Raw genomic sequence first — 18852 nt, 5'->3', positions numbered from 1 at the left:
ATATCTCTTCACCCCCCTCGAAGAGACCAACGATCTCGATTTCTCCGGAAGTCGAGATCGTTTTGTGTATGTGATCGAGGCAGAACGATAGGGTTTGTCACACCGGTCGGCAGAGCGGCACCGCTATTCGGGAGCGTGTTCGATGGGGAAGATTAGGCTATAGCTGATGCGATCGCGGGAAATCTGGTAGCGCGCCTTGCCATTGACCGAAGCCGGCACCACCCGCTCCAGAACCGTGCTGCCGAAATGCGCCTTCAGCGTCTCTTCCTCGCGGGTATCCAGACGCAGACCGTCCGTGATCAGCCCCTCTTCCCAACGAATCTCAAGACAATCCTGGTCATTGGCCTGCACGCGGTTGCAACTGACGGCAATCGCACGACCATTCTTGACGAGCGCGCCATGGCTGACCGCATTCACGATCAACTCGTGCATGGCAAGCCCCAGATGTAGGGATGCATTTGGCGTCAGGAGAACATTATCGCCGCTGACGCGCACCAGATGCACATTTTCCGGCAGATATTTCTCCGTCTGCTGCTGCACGAGATCGTAGAAATAGGCGCCGCGCCAGCTGGAATCGGTGATGAGGTCCTGCGACTGCGCCAGGGAATAGAGCCGCCCGCGGAATTTGTTGAGAAACATATCAAGCGTTACGGAATAGCGCGCCGTCTGCAAGGCGATGCTCTGGATGATGGCCAGCAGGTTCTTCGACCGATGGCTGACCTCGCGCAGCAGGGCCCGCAATAGGCGCTCGCGGTGGCGCTCCTCTGAGCGATCGACAATGGTGGTGACCAAATGCAGCGCACCATTGCTCAGGATACAGGCCTGAACCCGGAACTCGTAGATTTCCTCGGAATTGACGCATATTTCCAGGTGGTTCTTCTGGCCGTGGGCGGTCAGGCCGTCTTTGAGAACCCGCAGTTTTTCAGCGATCTCCGATCCGAACAGAGTCTGGTCGCAAGGTGTATCGTAAAGGCCCGCAGACCAGATCGCAGGAAGATTGGTGACAAACAAATAATTGCGCGCCAGGTCCTGTATGATGACACTTGCGCCGAGATCAACGAGAGCCGGCATGAAGAATTCACGCAACTTGTCGTCGCTCTCACCAGCCTGTTGCCATGTCAGCTGATGCGACAAGAATTCCACTCCGCCTTGCTGATGCCCAAGGATTGCCGAGCTGTCAGACATTCGGCCCAACGGACATGCACATGTTATAGGACTTAAGTTCCGCCGGAACAACCCGACGGCCGGTGAATTGATCAGGTCGTATGGACACAAACTGTAAGCACTTCAGCACGCAGCACTACCGTTTCCACCCATGCGGCCCAACCGGTTTAAGACGTATCCGGTGAACCGGCGCGGATTGGAAGCATGGATCATGCACCGTCATCCGCAGCGGTCAAACGTGCGATCTGCGATAAGGTTCCGCCCCTCGCTCCTGCCCGCAATCGCCTCTCAGGCCGCCGCCTTCACCGCCTCATTGAAGAACAGTGCCTGGCTGATCAATGCCTTGACCATATCCGGGTTAAACGGCTTGGTGACGAGGAATGCCGGCTCGGGGCGTTCGCCCGTCAGCAGGCGCTCCGGAAAAGCCGTGATGAAGATGACCGGCACGCTGGATGTGCGCAGGATCTCGTTCACTGCATCAATGCCCGAGCTGCCATCGGCCAGCTGGATATCGGCCAGAACCATTTTCGGGCTGGAGCTTTGAAAAAGAGCAACCGCTTCCTTGTGCGTGCGAGCAATACCGGTCACGCGGTGGCCCAGATCCTGCACCATCTGTTCGATATCAAGCGCAATCAGAGGCTCGTCTTCGATGATCATGATTTCAGTCGCGACCTGACGGGAAATCTCGCGCGAGGCCTCGTCCAGCAAGCGGGTCGCATTTTCCACGCTCTCACCCAGAATTTCAGCGGTTTCTTCCAGCGTGAAGCCTTCGACCGAAATCAGCAGGAAGGCATGACGCGCCAGTGAGGGAAGATTGGCCAGATTTGCAACAGCCCGCTGTTCCCATGCAAACGGCGAGTCGATCGGCCGAATTTCAATGGCAGCGGAACCAAAAATCGCGACGAAAAGTTTATACAGTGAGACGCGGTCTTTGGACGTTTCCGGAAAGATGGAAACATCGGCAATCAACGCTTCCAAGACCGCAGCAACATATGCGTCTCCCGACGTCTGAGAGCCTGTGACGGCGCGGGCATAGCGGCGCAGGTAAGGCAGGTGGGACGCAACGCGTGTGGTAAGTGACATTCAAAATCTCCCCTGATGCCCTTAGGGCAATGAACGTGGTATCAAACGATACAAGCGAAAAAAAGTTCCGTTGTCAGGGAACTTTTTTTGAACCCGCGCATTTTCCCGGAACAATACCGCAACAGGCTGCCTGCGTGATGAGTGAAGACGAAACCAGAAAAAAAGAAAAAATGACAACAGCACAATCGAATAACTTTCGGCCAGGCGCAATGCAGCCGAATTCGTCGATTTCGCGCAAGTTGCGCGAATTCTACGATGCTGTGCAGGAAGAAGGCATTCCGGATCGATTTATGGACCTGCTGGAACGTCTGGAGGAGGCCGAGAAGAAGGCCAATTCGGTGAACGGAAAATGAGCATGAACGACGAGGACGTCGATCGCGCTTTCAAGCGCGACCTTTTGGCATCCCTGCCGAACCTGCGAGCCTTCGCAGTCTCGCTCACCGGCCGCCACGACAAAGCCGACGATCTGGTGCAGGACACGATCATGAAGGCATGGGCCAATCAGAAGAGCTTTACCGCTGGCACGAATATGCGAGCCTGGCTGTTTACAATCCTGCGCAACGAGTTTTACAGCCAGATGCGCAAGCGTGGTCGCGAAGTTCAAGACAGCGACGGATTGTATTCCGAGCGTTTTTCCGTGCACCCGGAACAATATGGACGGCTTGACCTTCAGGATTTCCGCAAGGCGCTCGATACGCTGCCGGATGACCAGCGCGAAGCCATCATTCTGGTCGGTGCTGCGGGCTTTGCCTATGAAGAAGCAGCCACCATCTGCGGCTGCGCCGTCGGCACGATCAAGAGCCGCGTGTCACGCGCCCGCGCGCGCCTGCAGGAATTACTGGGAGTTTCCGGCGAAGGCGATTTCGGTCCCGACCCAGGCGATGCAGCCATTACCTCACGGGCCTTCGGCAGCTGATCTGCCTTTCTGCCGGCGTTTACACGCCGCATGCCGCACCATAGCGACAAGCTCACGATCATCACGTGGCCGAGATAAAACAGGAATGCCGGGAAAATCCGTCTGTCCATGGCGATGGCCATTGTCAACGGATGAGAATACCAGGCCGGCGCCGGCATTTTACCGGCGCCGCTGATTCAGCACATGGATGAAGGCTGCAATCCTATCGGCAGCTGAAAACAGGCGCCGGGGGACGGCTCCAATCATGGTTATGGCGCCTGGTCCGTCAGCCGATAGGAACAGCCAGGATAGGTGATCCGGCATTCAGGACGGCACAGGCATTTGCCACATCTCATCGCGTCAAACGAGATCGGCAACCGGTCATTCAGCCGGCGGCACGGGATCATCAGACGACCCGCCCAGCAGACGCAGTGCCAGAAGCGCCGCGCCACCAGTCAGGGCTGCCGCCATCAGCGGCCGCGATTTCATCAGAAACGGCAGGGCGGAAAAGGCTGCCGTGATCATCAGCGTGCGATTGCCAGCCGAGGCTTCGCGGCGCCGGCGCTCATCCGCCCTGTTCTTCATCATCAAGACCGCGATGAGGATCAGCGCAATTGTGAGGGCGAAAATGGCAACCAGTCCAAGCGCCGCCACCATGCTCATCTGCGTGGATAGCCAGACGGTAATTGCCGCAACGCCCGCACCATAGGCTGTCAGCAGGAAAAGGCCCGCAATGGCGCTAAACAGAGCCGTTCTGCGCGTCCGCCGAAGCGTGGCGCGCATATCGACTGCCAGGAGAGACGCCAGAAGCGGCGCAAGTCCCCCCATGTCAGCGACGCGACAGGAGAGCGAAGAGGAAGCCGATGCCGGCGGCAATGGCGATAGACTGCAAGGGCTTTGTGCGGATCTGCCGCTCGAGATCCTTCTCGATCGAAACGGCCTGGGCGCGCGCAGCGTCCATCATATGAGCGGATGCATCCATGGCATCGTTTGATGCGCGGCGCGCCTTCGACTTCAGGTCATCGGCCTTGTTGGAGCCGGCAGCCGTCACGGCCTTGGCGAGCGCCGAAATGTCTTCACGCAGCTGCTGCAACTGCAATTCGATATCGGCCTGAGAGCCACTACGTGGAAAATCACTGGGCGAATTCATGGACATTGGCAGTCTCCTTGGAAAGGCGGGGCGAAGGCGCTGGGAGGCCAATCGCGATACATGAGGCGGTCCCCATGCCGGTTCACCCTTTCAACGTCTTCAGCACCAAAGTGTTCCATAGGTTCTCGACAGCAAAAAAGCCCTTGCGCGAAATCAGTCGCGCAAGGGCTTGCTGGTCGGACGACAGCGGCCAATGGGGTCAGGCGGCCGGAGGTTCCGGCCAGCGGGCAACGCCGCCCGTCCAGGTCTCGAATGCTTTCGAAAGCTTCAGGACGAACTGATCGGCATAACGGGGGCCGACGATCTGCAGGCCGATCGGCATGCCAGAGCGCGAGAAGCCGCAATTAATAGAGGATGCCGGCTGTTCCGACATGTTCCACGGCACGGTAAAGGCGATATGTTCGAAGGGCGCTGCCGGATCATTGGTGGGCGATGCCCATTCCGCCGGATAGGAGACAACCGGATTGGTCGGTGAAATCACCGCATCGACCGTGGTGAACAGCTTGCCGCAGGTCTTGCGCATCTCGATCGTCTGGTTAAAGCCGCGCACGGCATCGACACCGGAAATATCGGCGCCACCCTTGGCCCAGTCGTAGATATAGGGAAGGATCAGGTCGCGCCGCGCCTGTGGCATGGTCTCGATATCGCCCCAGAAGCGCGAGCGCCAGAAATTATCCAGACCATCCAGCATGGCGCGGGTAATGACAGGCCCGACGGGCACGATCTCGGCACCCGCCTGCTCGAACAATTTTGCCGCAGCCACCACAGCGTCCTGCACCTCTTCTTCAGCGGCAAGGCCCGTTCCGGCATCCAGCATCAGACCGATTTTCAGGCCGCGCAGGTCGAGATCGAGATCCAGCCAGTCAAAGGCATTCGGCGGAAGCGATGTGCCATCGCGCCAATCGGGTCGCGACAATGTCGCCATGGAAAAGGCAGCGTCCTCTACAGTGCGGGTCATAGGTCCGGCGCAACGGCCGACATAATAGGGATCAACCGGGATGCGGCCCTGGCTGGGCTTGAAGCCGAAAATACCGGTCCAACCGGCGGGCAGCCGGACCGAGCCGCCGATATCCGTGCCGATATGCAAAGGGCCAAAACCGGCCGCCGCTGCCGCCGATGCACCGGCGCTGGAGCCGCCGGGGTTCTGGCTCAGATCCCAGGGGTTGCGGCTGAGCTTGTGGAAGCTCGACAGGCCGGACGAGAGCATTCCGTAATCGGGGCATGTGGTCTTGGCAAAGATCACCGCGCCATCTTCGCGGCAGCGTGCGGCAATCGGCGCATCCTCGGCGGCCGGGACAAGTTCCACCGCCTTTGTGCCAAGCGGCACCGGATCGCCCTTGGTGGCGATCAATTCCTTCAGCGTCAGCGGAATGCCATCGAGGGGCCCAAGCGTTTCGCCCCGCGCCCAGCGATCGCCAGACGCCTTGGCCTGCGCCCGCGCGTTTTCAGGGTCATAGAGATAGAGCGCCTGCACATGCGGCTCGAAAGCTGCAATGCGCTCCTCCACCGCCTGCCAGTATTCCAGCGGCGATAGCGTCTTTTCGGCAAACAGGTCCCGGACCTGGCGGATGGTCAGCGTCAGCAGTTCATTCATGGCGATGTCTTCGTTTGCTATTTCAAGTCTGGTCACGGGGGTCGAGAAGGTCACGCAGACCATCTCCCAGCATATTCAGGCCCATGACCGCGATGGCGATGGCAAGGCCCGGAAGCAGCGCCAGCCAGGGCGCCGGGCCAAGGAAGGTCTGCGCATCCGAGAGCATGCGACCCCAGGTGGGGGCCGGTGGCGGCATGCCGAGGCCGAGGAAACTGAGGCCCGCTTCGGTCAGGATCGCAAGGCCCAGCTGGATCGTCACCTGCACGATGATCTGGTTGGAGATATTCGGCAGGATATGGGTGAAGGTGATCTTGGCCCGGTTGCGGCCCATGCCAATGGCCGCCGTCACATAATCGCGCGTCCAGATCTGGTTTGCCGCTCCAAGCGTCAACCGGGCAAAGACCGGCACCATGAACACGGCAATGGCGATGATGGCGGTGAAGCGGCCGGAACCGATGAAGGCGCCGAGCAGCATGGCAGACAGAATGGGCGGCACCGCAAAGATGATGTCGCAGGCGCGCATCACCACGGTTTCGGTAAAGCCGCGCATGGCAGCGACATAGACCCCGACGGCCGTGCCGAGTGTCGCACCGATGGCAACGGCCAGGAGCGAGGTCGACAGTGAATTCCAGGCGCCGACCATCAGCATGGAGGCGACATCACGACCGAACTGGTCGGTGCCGAGAAGACCATATTCGAGCGGCGCCTTCAGCTTGTGGACGATCTGCATCTTGGACGGAGACAGCGGCGTCCAGAAGAGCGAGACGATTGCGACGCTGACCAGAAACAGGGTGATGACGAGACCGATAAGGAAGGTCGGGCGGCGAAGAACAGACGACATCAGCGCACTCCCGCCCGCAGCCGCGGATCGATAATGAGATAGGCAAGATCCACGAGGAAATTCATGACGATCACCAGCGCGGCAAAGAACAGCACGACATCCTGCATGACAACGACATCGCGCTGCGCCAGCGCCTGGAAGGCAAGCCGACCGACGCCCGGCAGGTTGAAGACATTTTCCACAAGCACGGCCCCGGCAATCAGGAAGGTGAATTGCAGGCCAAGCATGGTCACGACCGGGATCAACGCATTGGGCACCGCATGGCGCCAGAGCGCTGTGTTTTCACTGAGGCCCTTGGAACGGGCGGTGCGCACGAAATCCTCGTTCATCACCTCCAGGACGGCAGAGCGCGTCACGCGGGTCAGCACACCCGCCTGCGGCAGAGCAAGCGCCACGGCCGGCAGAAGCAGCGCCTGAAATGCGGCCCAGAAGCCAGAACCCCAGCCGGGAAAGCCACCCGCCGGCATCCAGCCCAGAACGGTGGAGAACAGGATGATCAGCAGCAAGCCGACCCAGAAGGCCGGAACCGCGATGCTGACATGCGAGAATAGGCCCGCCACCACATCCATCAGCCCATTCTGGTGACGTGCTGCCTGCACGCCGAGCGGAATGGCAATGACGATCGAGAGAAGCACGGCGATGAAGGCGAGCGGAATGGTGACCGCCAGACGCTCGGCAATCAGCCCTGCCACCGGCACGCCATAGGTATAGGACTGGCCGAGATCACCCTGCAGCACCCCGCCGAGCCAGGCCGCGTAGCGCAGGACGAGCGGCTGATCGAGCCCCATGTCCTGCCGGAGCGCTGCCAGCGTATCGGCACTTGCCGACGTGCCGAGGATGACGGAGGCCGGATCACCCGGCAGGAAATCCATCACCGCAAAGATGAGGGCCGAGACGAGAAGCAGCGTGATGATGAGACCGGCAAGCCGGCGGGCAATGAGCGTGATCATGGACCTGTCCCTTCAAGCTCGGTTGAGCGAAGGATGATGCGCTGGAAACCAGCATGCAATGTGAATGTGGGCGGCGACTGATCACCAATGGGCCGAGACCAGATGCTTTCCCCGTATGGTCACGGCAGAGCGGTACCCCCCTCTGCCCTGCTGGGCATCTCCCCCTCAAGGGGGGAGATTGGTTGTGGCACGCTCATCGTCCTACAATTCCACACCTCTTCCGCAATGCCGTTCATGGGAGAAGGTGGAATGGCCTTTTGCCGATCTCCCCCCTTGAGGGGGAGATGTCCGGCAGGACAGAGGGGGGTGCAGGATGCTCAACCCCGGTATGCCTTGCAAGGCAAAAGGGGGTGCCGGGCCGATCCACCAAGGTGAGCAGATCAGCCCGATTATATCACTCCGACCAGTAGACCTCGGCCAGAACATTCGAGGGGATCGGCTCATTGGCCCAGAGGCCTTCGACCTTCTTGTCCCACACGCCAAGCTTCGGCATGACGAAGAGGAAGAGCGACGGCACGTCTTCAGCCAGGATCTTCTGCGCTTCGCCATAGAGCTTTTCCTGCGCGGCCGCGTCGGATGTCGCCTCGACCTTCTTCAGGATCTCGTTGAAGGCCGGGTTCTTGTAGGCAAAGTAATAGGGGTCACGCGCATAGATATCGATATCCATCGGCTCGGCATGCGCCACGATAGTCATGTCGAAATTGCCGCCCTTGAACACATCCGCCACCCATTTGGCCGGAAACTCGGTCGTCTCGATGGTCATCGTCACGCCGATTTCCGCCAGCATGGCCTGCAGCATCTGCGAGGTGCGCTGGGCATAGGCCATCTGCGGCGCCTTCATGGTGAAGGAGAAACCGTTCGGATAGCCGGCCTCGGCCAGAAGCGCTTTGGCCTTTGCCGGATCGTAAGGGTGAACGCTGGTCAGATCGATATAGCCGCGGTCATTGGGCGTATAATGGCTGCCGATCGGCGTGCCGAAGCCCGACCAGGCACCTTCGACGACCGAGGCACGATCCACCGCCATCATCAGCGCCTGACGCACGCGCTTGTCATCGAAGGGCTTCTTGGCATTGTTCATGCCGGCCACGACCTTCAGCTCCGTATTGCCGATGACGGTTTCAAGCCGCGCATCGCCCTTGAAGCTCTCGATCAGTTCCGGCGCACCGAATTCCGGGAAGGCATCCACATCGCCAGCCTTCAAGGCTGCGGCCTGGGCCTGCGCATCAGCGATAAAGCGGAAGGTGGCCTTTTCCAGCTTGGCGGCACCCGCCTTGTTCCAGTACTCGGCATTGCGGGCCAGCTCCACGGCAGAACCCTTGGCCCAGCTGACGAATTTGAACGGACCAGTGCCGATGGGCGTCGTCTTGTTGTCGGCAGCCGATTTCGGAGCGACAATCGACGAAGACGGCCAGCCGAGCCAATAGAGAAGGCTGCCGGCGGGCTGCTTCAGCTTCAGCACCAGCGTTGTCGCATCCGGCGTTTCCACCGTATCGATCGAGGCGAAATAGCGCTTCTGCGGATTGACGGAATCGGCACCGCGGGCGCGGTCGATCGAGAATTTGGCAACCGAGGAATCGAAGGCTTCGCCATTATGGAAGCTCACGCCCTGGCGGAGCTTGAATGTATAGGTCAGGCCGTCGGGCGAGATCACCCAGCTTTCGGCCAGCTGCGGCTGCACCTTGCCATTGCGGTCAATGGTAGTGAGACCTTCAAAGATATTCTGCCAGGTCACCTGGCCGATAGCGACCGGTGCGGCAATCGTCGGATCAAGGCCGGCTGGCTCCACGGCCATGCCGAGCGTCAGTGCCGTCTTGGCGGCGGCCTCGGCCGGAAGATCAGTGGCCAGCACCAGGCCGGCTGCCATGGCCAGGCCAAAAACGGCGCGGCGCGTCAGCGCAGTGGTGGCGGAAAGAAACAGACTTCCCATGCGTCAAACTTCCCCTAATTGTCGTTCTGCCACAGGCGTTTTCCAGCCCATGGGAACGTGGTTATGCGAAGAGAGTGTCACTTCGCAAGCGCACACACAATGACCATTTTTGTGTTCTCTGTGTAGCCGAAATCGTTACACGGATTTTTTGGCTCGCCGCGCCGATGCTGGGCTGCTTGCACCGCGCATGAAAGCCTCGATGAAATCCACCAGCTTGCCTGCGGCAAAGGAAAGCTGACGATCCGGCGCGACACACAGATCGATGGCAGTGCGCACGCCCTTGCCGGCGGAAATCGGGATGGCGGCAAGCAGGCCCATTTCCAGCTCGCGCTGCACGGTAAGCGCCGGCAGCAGCGTGACGGCCGCCTCGCGCAGCACCAGTTCTTTGAGCATTTCCAGCGATCCGGTAACGAAAACCGGATCAAGTTCCACGCCGATCTTGGCAAACTGTTCCTCGAAAGCCTGGCGGGCGCCAAAGCTCTTGTCGGGCATGGCAAGCGGCAGGGCGGCAATCTCCTTCAGCGAGACTTCCGCCTGCACGGCGATCGGATGTTTTGCCGAAGTGATCAGATCATAGGTGATTTCCGAGCGCAGCCGCACCTTCATGCCGGAGATCTTCTGGGCAAACAGCGTGACGACGAGATCGGCCTCCGCTGCCGCCAGCGCTTCGATGGCCTGGCGTGCACTGGTGATAGCCACCTCAAAGCGCAGCCTCGGATAGCGCAGGGAAAACTGGGCAAGCACCGGCGCCAGAAGATTGGCAACCGTTGCACCATTGGCATAGATCACCACCTTGCCGCGCTGCAGGCCCTGCAGATCATCGATCAGCTGGTGCACATGTTCCAGCTCGCGAAAGGTGCGCCCGGCACGCGCTGCCAGAAGCTCGCCGGCTGCCGTCAGCTTGATGCCGCGATTGGAGCGCTCCACCAGCGGCGTGCCGAAATAATGCTCGAGGTTTTCGATCTGGCGGCTGACGGCGGTTGCCGCGACATTGAGGTTTTCGGCCGCGCCACGCATCGAATTGGTGCGCACGAGTTCATCGAAATACATGAGGGCACGAAGTTGCATGAAGGGTCCTTCATGGTGAAACATTCGCCGCTGGCGTCAGTCCCGGCGGAAGCCTTCGCTGGCAACAAGCAGCTGGCGCGTATAATCCTCTGAAAAGGTGCGGTTTTCCAGTGCCTCGACGGAAACGATTTCCACCACCTTGCCCTTGCGCATCACGGCCAGCCGCTCGCACATATGGCTGATGACACCCAGATCATGGCTGACCATGACGAAGGTGAGACCGCGATCCTTGCGCGCCTGTTCCAAAAGATTGAGAATTTCCGCCTGGATCGAGGCATCGAGCGCCGATGTCGGCTCATCCAGAAGCAGGATCTTCGGCTCAAGGATCAGCGCGCGGGCAATCGCCACGCGCTGGCGCTGGCCGCCCGAGAGCTGGTGTGAATAGCGGAACCGAAAGCCGGTACCCAGACCCACCTCGTCCAGCGCACGCGCAATGCGGCTGTCGACATCGGTAAAGCCGTGGATGGCAAGCGGTTCCAGCAGCAGCCGGTCCACCGTCTGGCGCGGATGCAGCGAACCATAGGGATCCTGGAATACCATCTGCACCGTGCGATAGAAGTCCTTGTCGCGAAGGTGGCCGGAATAGCGCCTTCCCGAGACGGTAAGCGTGCCGCTTTCAAAGCTGTTGAGGCCGGCAACGGCGCGCAGAAGCGTCGACTTCCCCGAACCGGATTCGCCGACAATGCCGAAGGATTGGCCCTCGGTCACGCTGAGGCTGACGCCATCCAGCGCCACGAATTCATCGAAGGTGACGACCATGTCGCGGACGGACAGAACCTCGCGGGTCATAGCGCCCACTCCGGCTTGCGTTCCAACACGGGCAGCGGATGGCGGTGCGTTCCAATCGTCGGCAGGCAATTCAAAAGACCTTGCGTATAGGGATGCTTGGCATCGGCCAGATTGGCGGACGGCAGTTCTTCAACCACGCGTCCTGCATACATGACGATGACACGGTCGCAGAAGGAGGACACCAGCCGCAGATCATGGCTGATGAAGATCAGGCCCATGCCGCGCTCGGCGACGAGCTTGTCGAGGATGGCGAGCACGTCGAGCTGTACCGTAACGTCCAGCGCAGATGTCGGCTCGTCGGCAATCAGCAGTTCGGGGCCGCAGATCAGCATCATCGCAATCATCACCCGCTGGCCCATGCCGCCAGAGACTTCATGCGGATAAAGGTCGAAGACACGCTCCGGATCGCGGATCTGCACCGCCTCCAGCATGGCAAGCGCGCGCGCCCTACCCTCGCTCGCCAACACCCGCTCGTGCGTGCGCAGTGTCTCGATGATCTGCCGGCCGATGGTCATCACCGGATTGAGCGAATATTTCGGGTCCTGCAGGATCATGGCGACGCGCTTGCCGCGCAAAGAACGACGCTGGCGGGCCGATGCCGACAGAAGATCAATGCCATCGAAGGCAAGCGTCTTGGCGCTGATGCGAGCCTGGGAGGGCGTCAGGCCCATGATGGCGCGGCCGGTCTGCGACTTGCCGGAGCCGGATTCGCCGACAATGCCGAGACGCTCCTTGCCGAGCGTAAAGGACACACCGCGCACGGCCTCCACCGTGCCGGTGCGGGTGGGAAAGGACACGCGCAGATCATCGACGGTCAGAAGCGGGCTCATTGGCCGGCCTCCTTCGGATCGAGCGCATCGCGCAAGCCATCGCCCAAAAGGTTGAAGCCGAGGCTGACGATGAGGATGGCAAAGCCCGGCATGGCGGCAACCCACCACTGATCGAGAATGAAGCGACGGCCAGAGGCAATCATCGCGCCCCATTCGGGAAGCGGCGGCTGGGCGCCAAGCCCCAGGAAGCCGAGACCGGCGGCCGTCAGGATGATGCCGGCCATATCGAGCGTGACACGCACGATAAGCGAGGAGGTGCAAAGCGGCATGACATGGCGCAGCACGATGCGAAAGGGCGAAGCGCCCATCAGCTTGACCGCCGAAATGAATTCCGAATTGCGGAAGGTCAGTGTTTCGGCCCGCGCAATGCGCGCATAGGGCGGCCAGGAGGTGACGGCGATGGCAAGAATGGCGTTTTCGATGCCGGGACCAAGGGCTGCCACCAGCGCCAGAGCCAGAACGAGCTTCGGGAAGGCCAGGAAAATATCGGTAATGCGCATCAGGATCGCATCCACCCAGCCGCCGGCATAGCCGGCGACCGTGCCGACGATGAGACCGACGGGGGCAGCAATGATGGCGACCAATACCACGACAATCAACGTGAGACGCGACCCGTGGATGAGGCGCGAGAGAATATCGCGGCCCTGGTCATCCGTGCCGAGCAGATAGCCATCGGTGCCGGGCGGCAGCAGGCGGGCATTGCGCAGATCACCAACCACCGGATTATAAGGTGAAATAACATCGGCCAGACCGGCAAGCACGATCAGCGCGAGGATGATCATCAGGCCGACAAGTGCCAGCCGGTTTTCCGAAAAGCGGCGCCAGATGACATAGGCACGGCCAAGTTTTGCTTGGCGGCGCGAGGTGGGCCGGTCCGACAGAAGCCAGTCGCGGCTATAGGGTTTCAAACTGGTGTCCGGCATGCTCATCGTCTGCGCGTCCTCGGATCAAGCGTCCGGTAGAGAAGATCGGACAGAAGATTGATGGTAATGAAAACCGCACCGATGACGATCGTGCCGCCCAGAACGGCGTTGATGTCGGCGTTCTGCAGTGAGTTGGTGATGTAGAGGCCAATGCCCGGCCAGGCAAAGATCGTCTCCGTCAGCACCGAACCTTCCAGCAATCCGGCATAGGAGAGCGCGATGACGGTCAGCAGCGGCACGGCGGCATTGCGCAGCGCGTGGAACCAGATGATGCGGGTTTCCGACAGGCCCTTGGCGCGGGCAGCGACAATATATTCCTGCGCCAGTTCATTCAGCATGAAGGAACGCGTCATGCGGCTGATATAGGCGAGCGAAAAGTAACCGAGCAGCGAAGCGGGCAGGATGATGTGGCGGAACAGATCCCACAGCACATCCCATTGCCGCTGGATGATCGCATCCAGCATGAAGAGGCCGGTGATCGGCGTAAACGTGTATTCGTAGACGACATCGATGCGACCGGGATAGGCGACCCAGTTCAGCTTGGCGTAAAAGAACAGCAGCGACAACAAGGCAAGCCAGAACACCGGCACGGAATAACCGATAAGGCCGATGACGCGCACCACCTGATCCACAAGACTGCCACGGCGCACGGCCGCCAGAACACCGAGCGGAATGCCGAAGACCGCGCCGATCAGCGTGCCGAGCGTTGCCAGTTCCAGCGTTGCCGGAAAGACGCGGCGGATATCCTCCATCACCGGATTGGACGAGAGCACCGAGACACCAAAATCCCCGGACAGAACCTGCTTCAGGTAAAGCAGAAACTGGTGCCAGAGCGGCAGATTGAGGCCAAGCTCCTCGCGCACCCGCTCCACCAGATGGGCGGGCGCCCGATCGCCAACGATGGCAAGCACCGGATCGATGGGGATCACCCGCCCGATGAAAAAGGTCACGGCCAGAAGACCGAGAAATGTCGTCACGACCGTGCCGGCAAAACGCGGCAGGCCCCAGGCCGGGCTTGCGGTGCGGCGCCTTAGCCGCACCGCACCAGTTGTTTCAGGAAGCGTCAAGGGATCAGACCTTTCCGCCGGTCACTTCGAGATCGTGTAGACGAAGTTGGTATCGAAGCTCGGACCCAGCTTGAAATCCTTCAGCTTCGCCGAATAGCCGGCAACTTCCACCTGCTGGAAGATGACGACGAAGGGGCTCGTTTCCAGAACTTCCTTCTGCAGACCCTGATAGATCGCCGCGCGCTTGGCGGAATCCTTTTCCAGAAGCGCCGACTGCGACTTCTTCGTCAGTTCCGGCACGTCCCAGGCATTGCGCCAGGCGAGTGTCTTGGTCTTACCCTGGTCCGAATTGTCATAGTTGCTGGTGAAGGTTTCAGCATTGGAGTTCGGATCGAAATAGTCCGAACCCCACTGGCCGATATAGATATCATGCGTGCGGGCACGGAACTTGGTCAGCGTCTGCTTGCCATCACCGGGGATGATTTCGAGCTTGATGCCGGCCTGGGCCAGCGTCTGCTGCACGGCTTCGGCAATGCCGGTCACCGGCTGCGTGTTGCGCACGTCCATGGTAACCGTGAAGCCATCTTTCAGACCGGCCTTGGCGAGCAGTTCCTTGGCCTTAGCCACATCCAGCTTGTAGGGGTTTTCGCTCGACGCACCCAGCTGGCCTTCCGGCAGGAAGGACTGGTGGATCTTGCCAATGCCCTTGATCAAGGTTTCGCCGATGGCATCGTAATCAACCAGATATTTGAATGCCTCGCGCACTTCCGGCTTGGCAAGGTTGGGGTTCTTCTGGTTGAGGCTGAAATAATAAAGCGTACCCTTCGGCGCGGAAATCGCCGCCAGGTCCTTCTTGGCCGAGATGGCGGCAAGGTCGTTCGGCTCAAGATTGCGGGCGATATCGATATCGCCGTTCTCAAGCGCCAGGCGCTGACCCGAGCTTTCCTTCATATGGCGATAGATGACGCGCTTCAGCTTGGCTTTTTCGCCAAAAAAGTTCGGGTTGGCTTCCAGAACCACGGCCTCATTGGCGCGCCAGGTGATGATCTTGTAGGCGCCGGAGCCTGCATAACCGGTCTTCAGGAATTCATTGCCGAAATCATTGTCATACTTGTATTCGGCCGTCGGCGTCATCGGCTTGGCCTTGGACACCACGAACTGCTTATCGACGACGGAGGCAACGGTTGCTGTCAATACGTTGAGGACGAAGCTCGGCGCATAGGGCTTGTCGACGGTGAGCGCAAAGGTGAGGTCATCGACGGCTTTCGCCTTGTCGGTGATGTTGTCGCCCGACAGGCCGAATTGCGTGAGCAGGAAGGCCGGCGACTTGTCGAGCTTGACGGCGCGCTCGAAGGAATAGGCAACATCTGCGGCAGTGATCGGGTTGCCGGAGGCGAATTTGAGGCCCGGCTTCATCTTGAACGTATAGGTCAGGCCATCGTCGGAGATCGTCCAGCTATCGGCCAGCTCGCCGATAACCTTGGACGTATCCTTCTGATCGAGCATCACGAGCTTGCTATAGGTATTGGCGGTGACTTCAGCGGCCGACACCTCGAACGCCTCGCCCGGATCAAGCGTGATGATGTCATCAATGGCAAAGCCTTCGACCAGCGTATCGGCAGGCGTTGCGGCATAAACCTGCGGCGCCGACAGCATAACCAGCGACACAGCGGCACTTGTGGTCAAAATCCGAAGATTGCGATTGAACGCGTTCATCATATGAGTTCCCTGTTTTTTTGATCTTGGATGAGCAGGTGGAAAAGCGGAGAGACGGATCGGTCAGACGGGGTCGTGCCAGGTTTCTGCGAGGACCCGCAGCCAGTTCTCGCGGCAGAGCTTGATGACATCTTCGTGAGCGTAGCCCGCGTTTTTGAGCGCCGCAACCAGTTTCTGATTGCCCGAAGCGTCGCGGATGTCAGCCGGCACGGTTGCGCCATCAAAGTCCGAACCGAGGCCGACGCAGTCAATGCCCATGCGCTCGACCATGTAATCGATATGGCGCACCATCAGGTCGAGAGAGGTATGGGCATCGTCACGCGCATCGGGCCGCAGCATGGTGACGGCATAATTCAGCCCGACAATGCCACGGCGTTCGCGGATCGCATCCATCTGCCGGTCGGTGAGGTTGCGGGCAACGGCGGTCAGCGCATGCACATTGGAATGGCTGGCGATCAGCGGCTTCTGCGAGGTTTTCGCCACATCCCAGAAGCCCTGCTCGGTAATATGCGCAAGGTCGATGGCTATGCCGAGACGGTCGCAGGCCTTGACCAGCGCAAATCCGGCCTCCGTCAGACCCGGCCCATTGTCCGGCGACAGAGGATAGGCAAAGGGCACGCCATGGCCGAAAATATTGTGGCGGCTCCAGACCGGGCCGAGCGAGCGAAGGCCGGCGGCGTAAAACACGTCAAGCGCTGCAAGATCCGGCCCAATGGCCTCGCAACCTTCCATGTGGATGACGCTGGCAAACACGCCTTCCTGCATGGCAGAGCGGATTTCCGGCACGGTGCGGCAGATCCGCCAGGCGCCAGCGCGGTCGAGCCTCAGCGCCAGTCCCAGCTTTTCCATGGCAATGTCGAGCGAGGGAAGACGCTCCAGCGGGGCGGCCAGCGGCGTGTAATAATGGCCCTCCGCATCCGGTTCCTTGAGGATCAGGTCGCCGGACGGGATGTAGATGGCGCAGAGCCCGCCGGCCAGGCCACCGGCCCTTGCCCTTGGACCATCAATATGGCCTTCGCGCGTGCCGCGCATGAATTCCGCCACCGGATCGGCCCCGTTGCGCATATTGCGCCACAGCCGCAGGAGAACATCGTTGTGGCCGTCGAACACCAATTCCATTGCGATTACCGGATTATCAGAAGAATTGCAGATGTCTGATCCTAGAGCCTTGCCGAAAGTTTTAGCAAGGCTGAAATCGCCCGATATTTGACCAGCGCCAAGTCAGACCGGCAAAGCCCATGCGCCATCGGGTGTTTTGACGAGCATGGGAGTGTGGAAAACTCCCTGCACCCGCTCCACCCAACGCGGATCATCAGCATCCAGCGCCTGATGCCAGCGCGTCGATTGCAGCATGGCCGCCCCGATCGCCACCGGTTCGACACCGATCTGCGCCATCAGCGACAGGCCGGCGACAATCGATGAGCCGCTGGAAATCACGTCATCCACCAGCGCCACCCGCTGCCCTTGCAATAGCGGCAGCATGCGCGGATCGACATAGAGGCGCTTTGTCTGTTCCGGCGTGGTGATCGATGACAAGGGCACCGAAAGCACATCCTCGTACCAGAACTTGCGCGAGGTGCCGAGCGGCACATAGCGGGAATGCCCCAGATGCCGGGCCACGGCAGAGGCGAGCGTCAGGCCAAGCGTCGGCAGGCCGACGACGACATCGACACCAGACGCGGCAAGCCGGCGCGCCAGATCCTGCGCCAGCACTTCCACGACGGAAAAGCTCGCCTGGTTGACGATCAGCGAGGCGAGCGCATGGCGCCCGTCAGCCAGCGGACGAATAGGCAGGTAGAGCTGTCGCCCATCATCCAGTGTCGCCGGATAAAAGCCGGAGAACGGACCATCCGGCGAAAAGCTGTCGGCCGGGTGGATCTCCTGCCAGAATTCGTGGGGCTGCATGAAAAACTCCGGCATCAGGCGTAATAGGGTTCGTCTCGCCAGCGGCCGACCTCTTCGATCAGCCAGGCGCGAAACAGCGCGATGGGGCGAAACTCCATACGGGTAATCGGTGCCACCACATAATAGGAACTGGGGCTGCGCACCTGTTGCGGCAGCGCCTGCACCAGATCGCCATTCTTCAGTTCCGCTTCAATGAGAAACAGTGGCATCAGCGCCACGCCAAGCCCTGCACTGCAGGCCTGACCGACGCTGGAAAACTGTTCAAACCGCATGCCCTGCGCCGGCACGCCTTCCACGCCAAGACTTTCGAAGAAATGCGCCCAACCGCCCGGCCGCGATGCCATGTGCAGAAGCGGCAGGCGCAGCAGGTCCGCAGGCGCGTTGAGCGGATTGTCCTTGAGAAAAGCCGGGCTGCAGACCGGCGCCACCATCTCGTCCATCAGGAAGGTGCAATCGGCGCCCGGCCAATTGGGCTGACCGATATGGATGGCGACGTCCAGTCCATCGCGCTCGAAATCGAAGATGCCGATCCGGGTGGCAAAATTCAGCGTGATTTCCGGATGCGCCGCCACAAAGCGCGGAATGCGCGGCAAAAGCCAGCGCGTGCCAAAGGTGGGCAGCATGGCAAGGTTCAGCGTATCGCCATGCCGTTTGGTCATGGCCTGCAGCGAGGCGGCGCGGATCTGCGACAGGGCGGCACCGATTGCCTTGGCATAGGAGCGTCCGGGTTCGGTCAGTGCCACGCCGCGGCTGCTGCGATCAAACAGCGTGATGCCAAGTTGTTCTTCCAGCCCGGAAATCTGGCGACTGATCGCCCCTTGTGTCAACGAAAGCTCGTCTGCGGCATTGGAAAAACTGCCAAGTCTTGCCACGGATTCAAACGCGGCAAGGGCGCTGGTGGAGGGAAGAAGCCGGCGGCTGAGATTGCTCATGCCACATTCCTATAGCTCATATCGGCGTGAGTAAACGGCGCTGGACGATGCGTCCACATTCGCCGATAGTTCGCCCAT

General features: G+C 60.4%; 19 protein-coding genes. 2 read left to right on the top strand and 17 right to left on the bottom strand.

The features are described from left to right. Window positions 1–123: 123 nt before the first annotated feature. Both E8M77_RS15000 and E8M77_RS14995 read right to left on the bottom strand, forming a co-directional pair. Entirely contained in the window at window positions 124–1134 is a 1011-nt protein-coding gene (locus tag E8M77_RS15000) for a sensor histidine kinase (protein ID WP_246659275.1), read from the bottom strand. A gap of 318 nt (window positions 1135–1452) precedes the next feature. After that, entirely contained in the window at window positions 1453–2247 is a 795-nt protein-coding gene (locus E8M77_RS14995) for a response regulator (RefSeq protein ID WP_137131443.1), read from the bottom strand. A 209-nt stretch (window positions 2248–2456) separates the two neighbouring features. On the opposite strand from E8M77_RS14995, the gene E8M77_RS14990 reads away from it, so the two are divergent. Continuing rightward, on the top strand, window positions 2457–2600 hold the full coding sequence (locus E8M77_RS14990) for a NepR family anti-sigma factor (RefSeq protein ID WP_246659296.1): 144 nt from the start codon (window positions 2457–2459) through the stop codon (window positions 2598–2600). After that, window positions 2597–3163 (top strand): RNA polymerase sigma factor, encoded by a 567-nt coding sequence (locus E8M77_RS14985; protein ID WP_137131442.1) that lies wholly within the window; start codon window positions 2597–2599, stop codon window positions 3161–3163. Before E8M77_RS14990 ends, E8M77_RS14985 begins: the two co-directional genes overlap by 4 nt. A gap of 360 nt (window positions 3164–3523) precedes the next feature. Here E8M77_RS14985 and E8M77_RS14980 read toward each other — a convergent pair whose 3' ends face one another. The 15 genes from E8M77_RS14980 to E8M77_RS14905 all read right to left on the bottom strand — a co-directional run bounded on the left by E8M77_RS14980 (window position 3524) and on the right by E8M77_RS14905 (window position 18774). Continuing rightward, on the bottom strand, window positions 3524–3970 hold the full coding sequence (locus tag E8M77_RS14980; RefSeq protein WP_137131441.1) for a hypothetical protein: 447 nt from the start codon (window positions 3968–3970) through the stop codon (window positions 3524–3526). A 1-nt stretch (window position 3971) separates the two neighbouring features. Beyond that, window positions 3972–4298: a DUF883 family protein gene (locus E8M77_RS14975; RefSeq protein ID WP_137131440.1), complete on the bottom strand. Its 327-nt coding sequence runs from the start codon at window positions 4296–4298 to the stop codon at window positions 3972–3974. 193 nt (window positions 4299–4491) lie between these two features. Beyond that, window positions 4492–5886 carry an amidase gene (locus E8M77_RS14970; RefSeq protein ID WP_137131439.1) on the bottom strand — a complete coding sequence of 465 codons (1395 nt, stop codon included), beginning with the start codon at window positions 5884–5886 and terminating at the stop codon, window positions 4492–4494. A gap of 22 nt (window positions 5887–5908) precedes the next feature. Continuing rightward, on the bottom strand, window positions 5909–6730 hold the full coding sequence (locus tag E8M77_RS14965) for an ABC transporter permease (protein WP_170975909.1): 822 nt from the start codon (window positions 6728–6730) through the stop codon (window positions 5909–5911). Then, window positions 6727–7677: an ABC transporter permease gene (locus E8M77_RS14960; protein WP_137131437.1), complete on the bottom strand. Its 951-nt coding sequence runs from the start codon at window positions 7675–7677 to the stop codon at window positions 6727–6729. The genes E8M77_RS14965 and E8M77_RS14960 overlap by 4 nt, the downstream gene beginning before the upstream one ends. Window positions 7678–8071: 394 nt before the next feature. Beyond that, complete coding sequence (locus E8M77_RS14950) at window positions 8072–9604, bottom strand: ABC transporter substrate-binding protein (protein WP_137131436.1); 1533 nt, start codon at window positions 9602–9604, stop codon at window positions 8072–8074. A 135-nt stretch (window positions 9605–9739) separates the two neighbouring features. Beyond that, complete coding sequence (locus tag E8M77_RS14945) at window positions 9740–10672, bottom strand: LysR family transcriptional regulator (RefSeq protein ID WP_137131435.1); 933 nt, start codon at window positions 10670–10672, stop codon at window positions 9740–9742. Between the two features lie 36 nt (window positions 10673–10708). Next, on the bottom strand, window positions 10709–11461 hold the full coding sequence (locus E8M77_RS14940) for an ABC transporter ATP-binding protein (protein WP_137131434.1): 753 nt from the start codon (window positions 11459–11461) through the stop codon (window positions 10709–10711). Further along, the gene (locus E8M77_RS14935; RefSeq protein ID WP_137131433.1) at window positions 11458–12291 is read right to left on the bottom strand and encodes an ABC transporter ATP-binding protein; all 834 of its coding nucleotides are present in this window, start codon (window positions 12289–12291) and stop codon (window positions 11458–11460) included. Before E8M77_RS14935 ends, E8M77_RS14940 begins: the two co-directional genes overlap by 4 nt. Further along, on the bottom strand, window positions 12288–13220 hold the full coding sequence (locus tag E8M77_RS14930; RefSeq protein ID WP_137131432.1) for an ABC transporter permease: 933 nt from the start codon (window positions 13218–13220) through the stop codon (window positions 12288–12290). Before E8M77_RS14930 ends, E8M77_RS14935 begins: the two co-directional genes overlap by 4 nt. Continuing rightward, complete coding sequence (locus tag E8M77_RS14925; RefSeq protein ID WP_246659295.1) at window positions 13217–14215, bottom strand: ABC transporter permease; 999 nt, start codon at window positions 14213–14215, stop codon at window positions 13217–13219. The genes E8M77_RS14930 and E8M77_RS14925 overlap by 4 nt, the downstream gene beginning before the upstream one ends. 87 nt (window positions 14216–14302) lie before the next feature. Then, complete coding sequence (locus tag E8M77_RS14920) at window positions 14303–15940, bottom strand: ABC transporter substrate-binding protein (RefSeq protein WP_137131430.1); 1638 nt, start codon at window positions 15938–15940, stop codon at window positions 14303–14305. Window positions 15941–16000: 60 nt separating this feature from the next. Beyond that, a complete protein-coding gene (locus E8M77_RS14915) occupies window positions 16001–17056 on the bottom strand; it encodes a dipeptidase (protein ID WP_137131429.1) in 1056 nt (351 codons plus the stop codon). A 102-nt stretch (window positions 17057–17158) separates the two neighbouring features. After that, complete coding sequence (locus tag E8M77_RS14910) at window positions 17159–17842, bottom strand: phosphoribosyltransferase (protein WP_137131428.1); 684 nt, start codon at window positions 17840–17842, stop codon at window positions 17159–17161. Between the two features lie 14 nt (window positions 17843–17856). Beyond that, entirely contained in the window at window positions 17857–18774 is a 918-nt protein-coding gene (locus E8M77_RS14905; RefSeq protein WP_137131427.1) for a LysR family transcriptional regulator, read from the bottom strand. Window positions 18775–18852: the final 78 nt, after the last annotated feature.

This window comes from Rhizobium sp. FY34 (assembly GCF_005222845.1).
Classification (GTDB): domain Bacteria; phylum Pseudomonadota; class Alphaproteobacteria; order Rhizobiales; family Rhizobiaceae; genus Neorhizobium.
This window is presented reverse-complemented; position numbering and strand designations above follow the sequence as displayed.

Excerpts from the sequence above, each read along its gene's own strand:
- E8M77_RS14995 (WP_137131443.1), bottom strand. The coding sequence starts at position 2,247 with ATGTCACTTACCACACGCGTTGCGTCCCACCTGCCTTACCTGCGCCGC.
- E8M77_RS14990 (WP_246659296.1), top strand. The coding sequence starts at position 2,457 with ATGCAGCCGAATTCGTCGATTTCGCGCAAGTTGCGCGAATTCTACGAT.
- E8M77_RS14985 (WP_137131442.1), top strand. The coding sequence starts at position 2,597 with ATGAGCATGAACGACGAGGACGTCGATCGCGCTTTCAAGCGCGACCTT.
- E8M77_RS14980 (WP_137131441.1), bottom strand. The coding sequence starts at position 3,970 with ATGGGGGGACTTGCGCCGCTTCTGGCGTCTCTCCTGGCAGTCGATATG.
- E8M77_RS14975 (WP_137131440.1), bottom strand. The coding sequence starts at position 4,298 with ATGTCCATGAATTCGCCCAGTGATTTTCCACGTAGTGGCTCTCAGGCC.
- E8M77_RS14970 (WP_137131439.1), bottom strand. The coding sequence starts at position 5,886 with ATGAATGAACTGCTGACGCTGACCATCCGCCAGGTCCGGGACCTGTTT.
- E8M77_RS14960 (WP_137131437.1), bottom strand. The coding sequence starts at position 7,677 with ATGATCACGCTCATTGCCCGCCGGCTTGCCGGTCTCATCATCACGCTG.
- E8M77_RS14950 (WP_137131436.1), bottom strand. The coding sequence starts at position 9,604 with ATGGGAAGTCTGTTTCTTTCCGCCACCACTGCGCTGACGCGCCGCGCC.
- E8M77_RS14945 (WP_137131435.1), bottom strand. The coding sequence starts at position 10,672 with ATGCAACTTCGTGCCCTCATGTATTTCGATGAACTCGTGCGCACCAAT.
- E8M77_RS14940 (WP_137131434.1), bottom strand. The coding sequence starts at position 11,461 with ATGACCCGCGAGGTTCTGTCCGTCCGCGACATGGTCGTCACCTTCGAT.
- E8M77_RS14935 (WP_137131433.1), bottom strand. The coding sequence starts at position 12,291 with ATGAGCCCGCTTCTGACCGTCGATGATCTGCGCGTGTCCTTTCCCACC.
- E8M77_RS14930 (WP_137131432.1), bottom strand. The coding sequence starts at position 13,220 with ATGAGCATGCCGGACACCAGTTTGAAACCCTATAGCCGCGACTGGCTT.
- E8M77_RS14920 (WP_137131430.1), bottom strand. The coding sequence starts at position 15,940 with ATGATGAACGCGTTCAATCGCAATCTTCGGATTTTGACCACAAGTGCC.
- E8M77_RS14915 (WP_137131429.1), bottom strand. The coding sequence starts at position 17,056 with ATGGAATTGGTGTTCGACGGCCACAACGATGTTCTCCTGCGGCTGTGG.
- E8M77_RS14910 (WP_137131428.1), bottom strand. The coding sequence starts at position 17,842 with ATGCAGCCCCACGAATTCTGGCAGGAGATCCACCCGGCCGACAGCTTT.
- E8M77_RS14905 (WP_137131427.1), bottom strand. The coding sequence starts at position 18,774 with ATGAGCAATCTCAGCCGCCGGCTTCTTCCCTCCACCAGCGCCCTTGCC.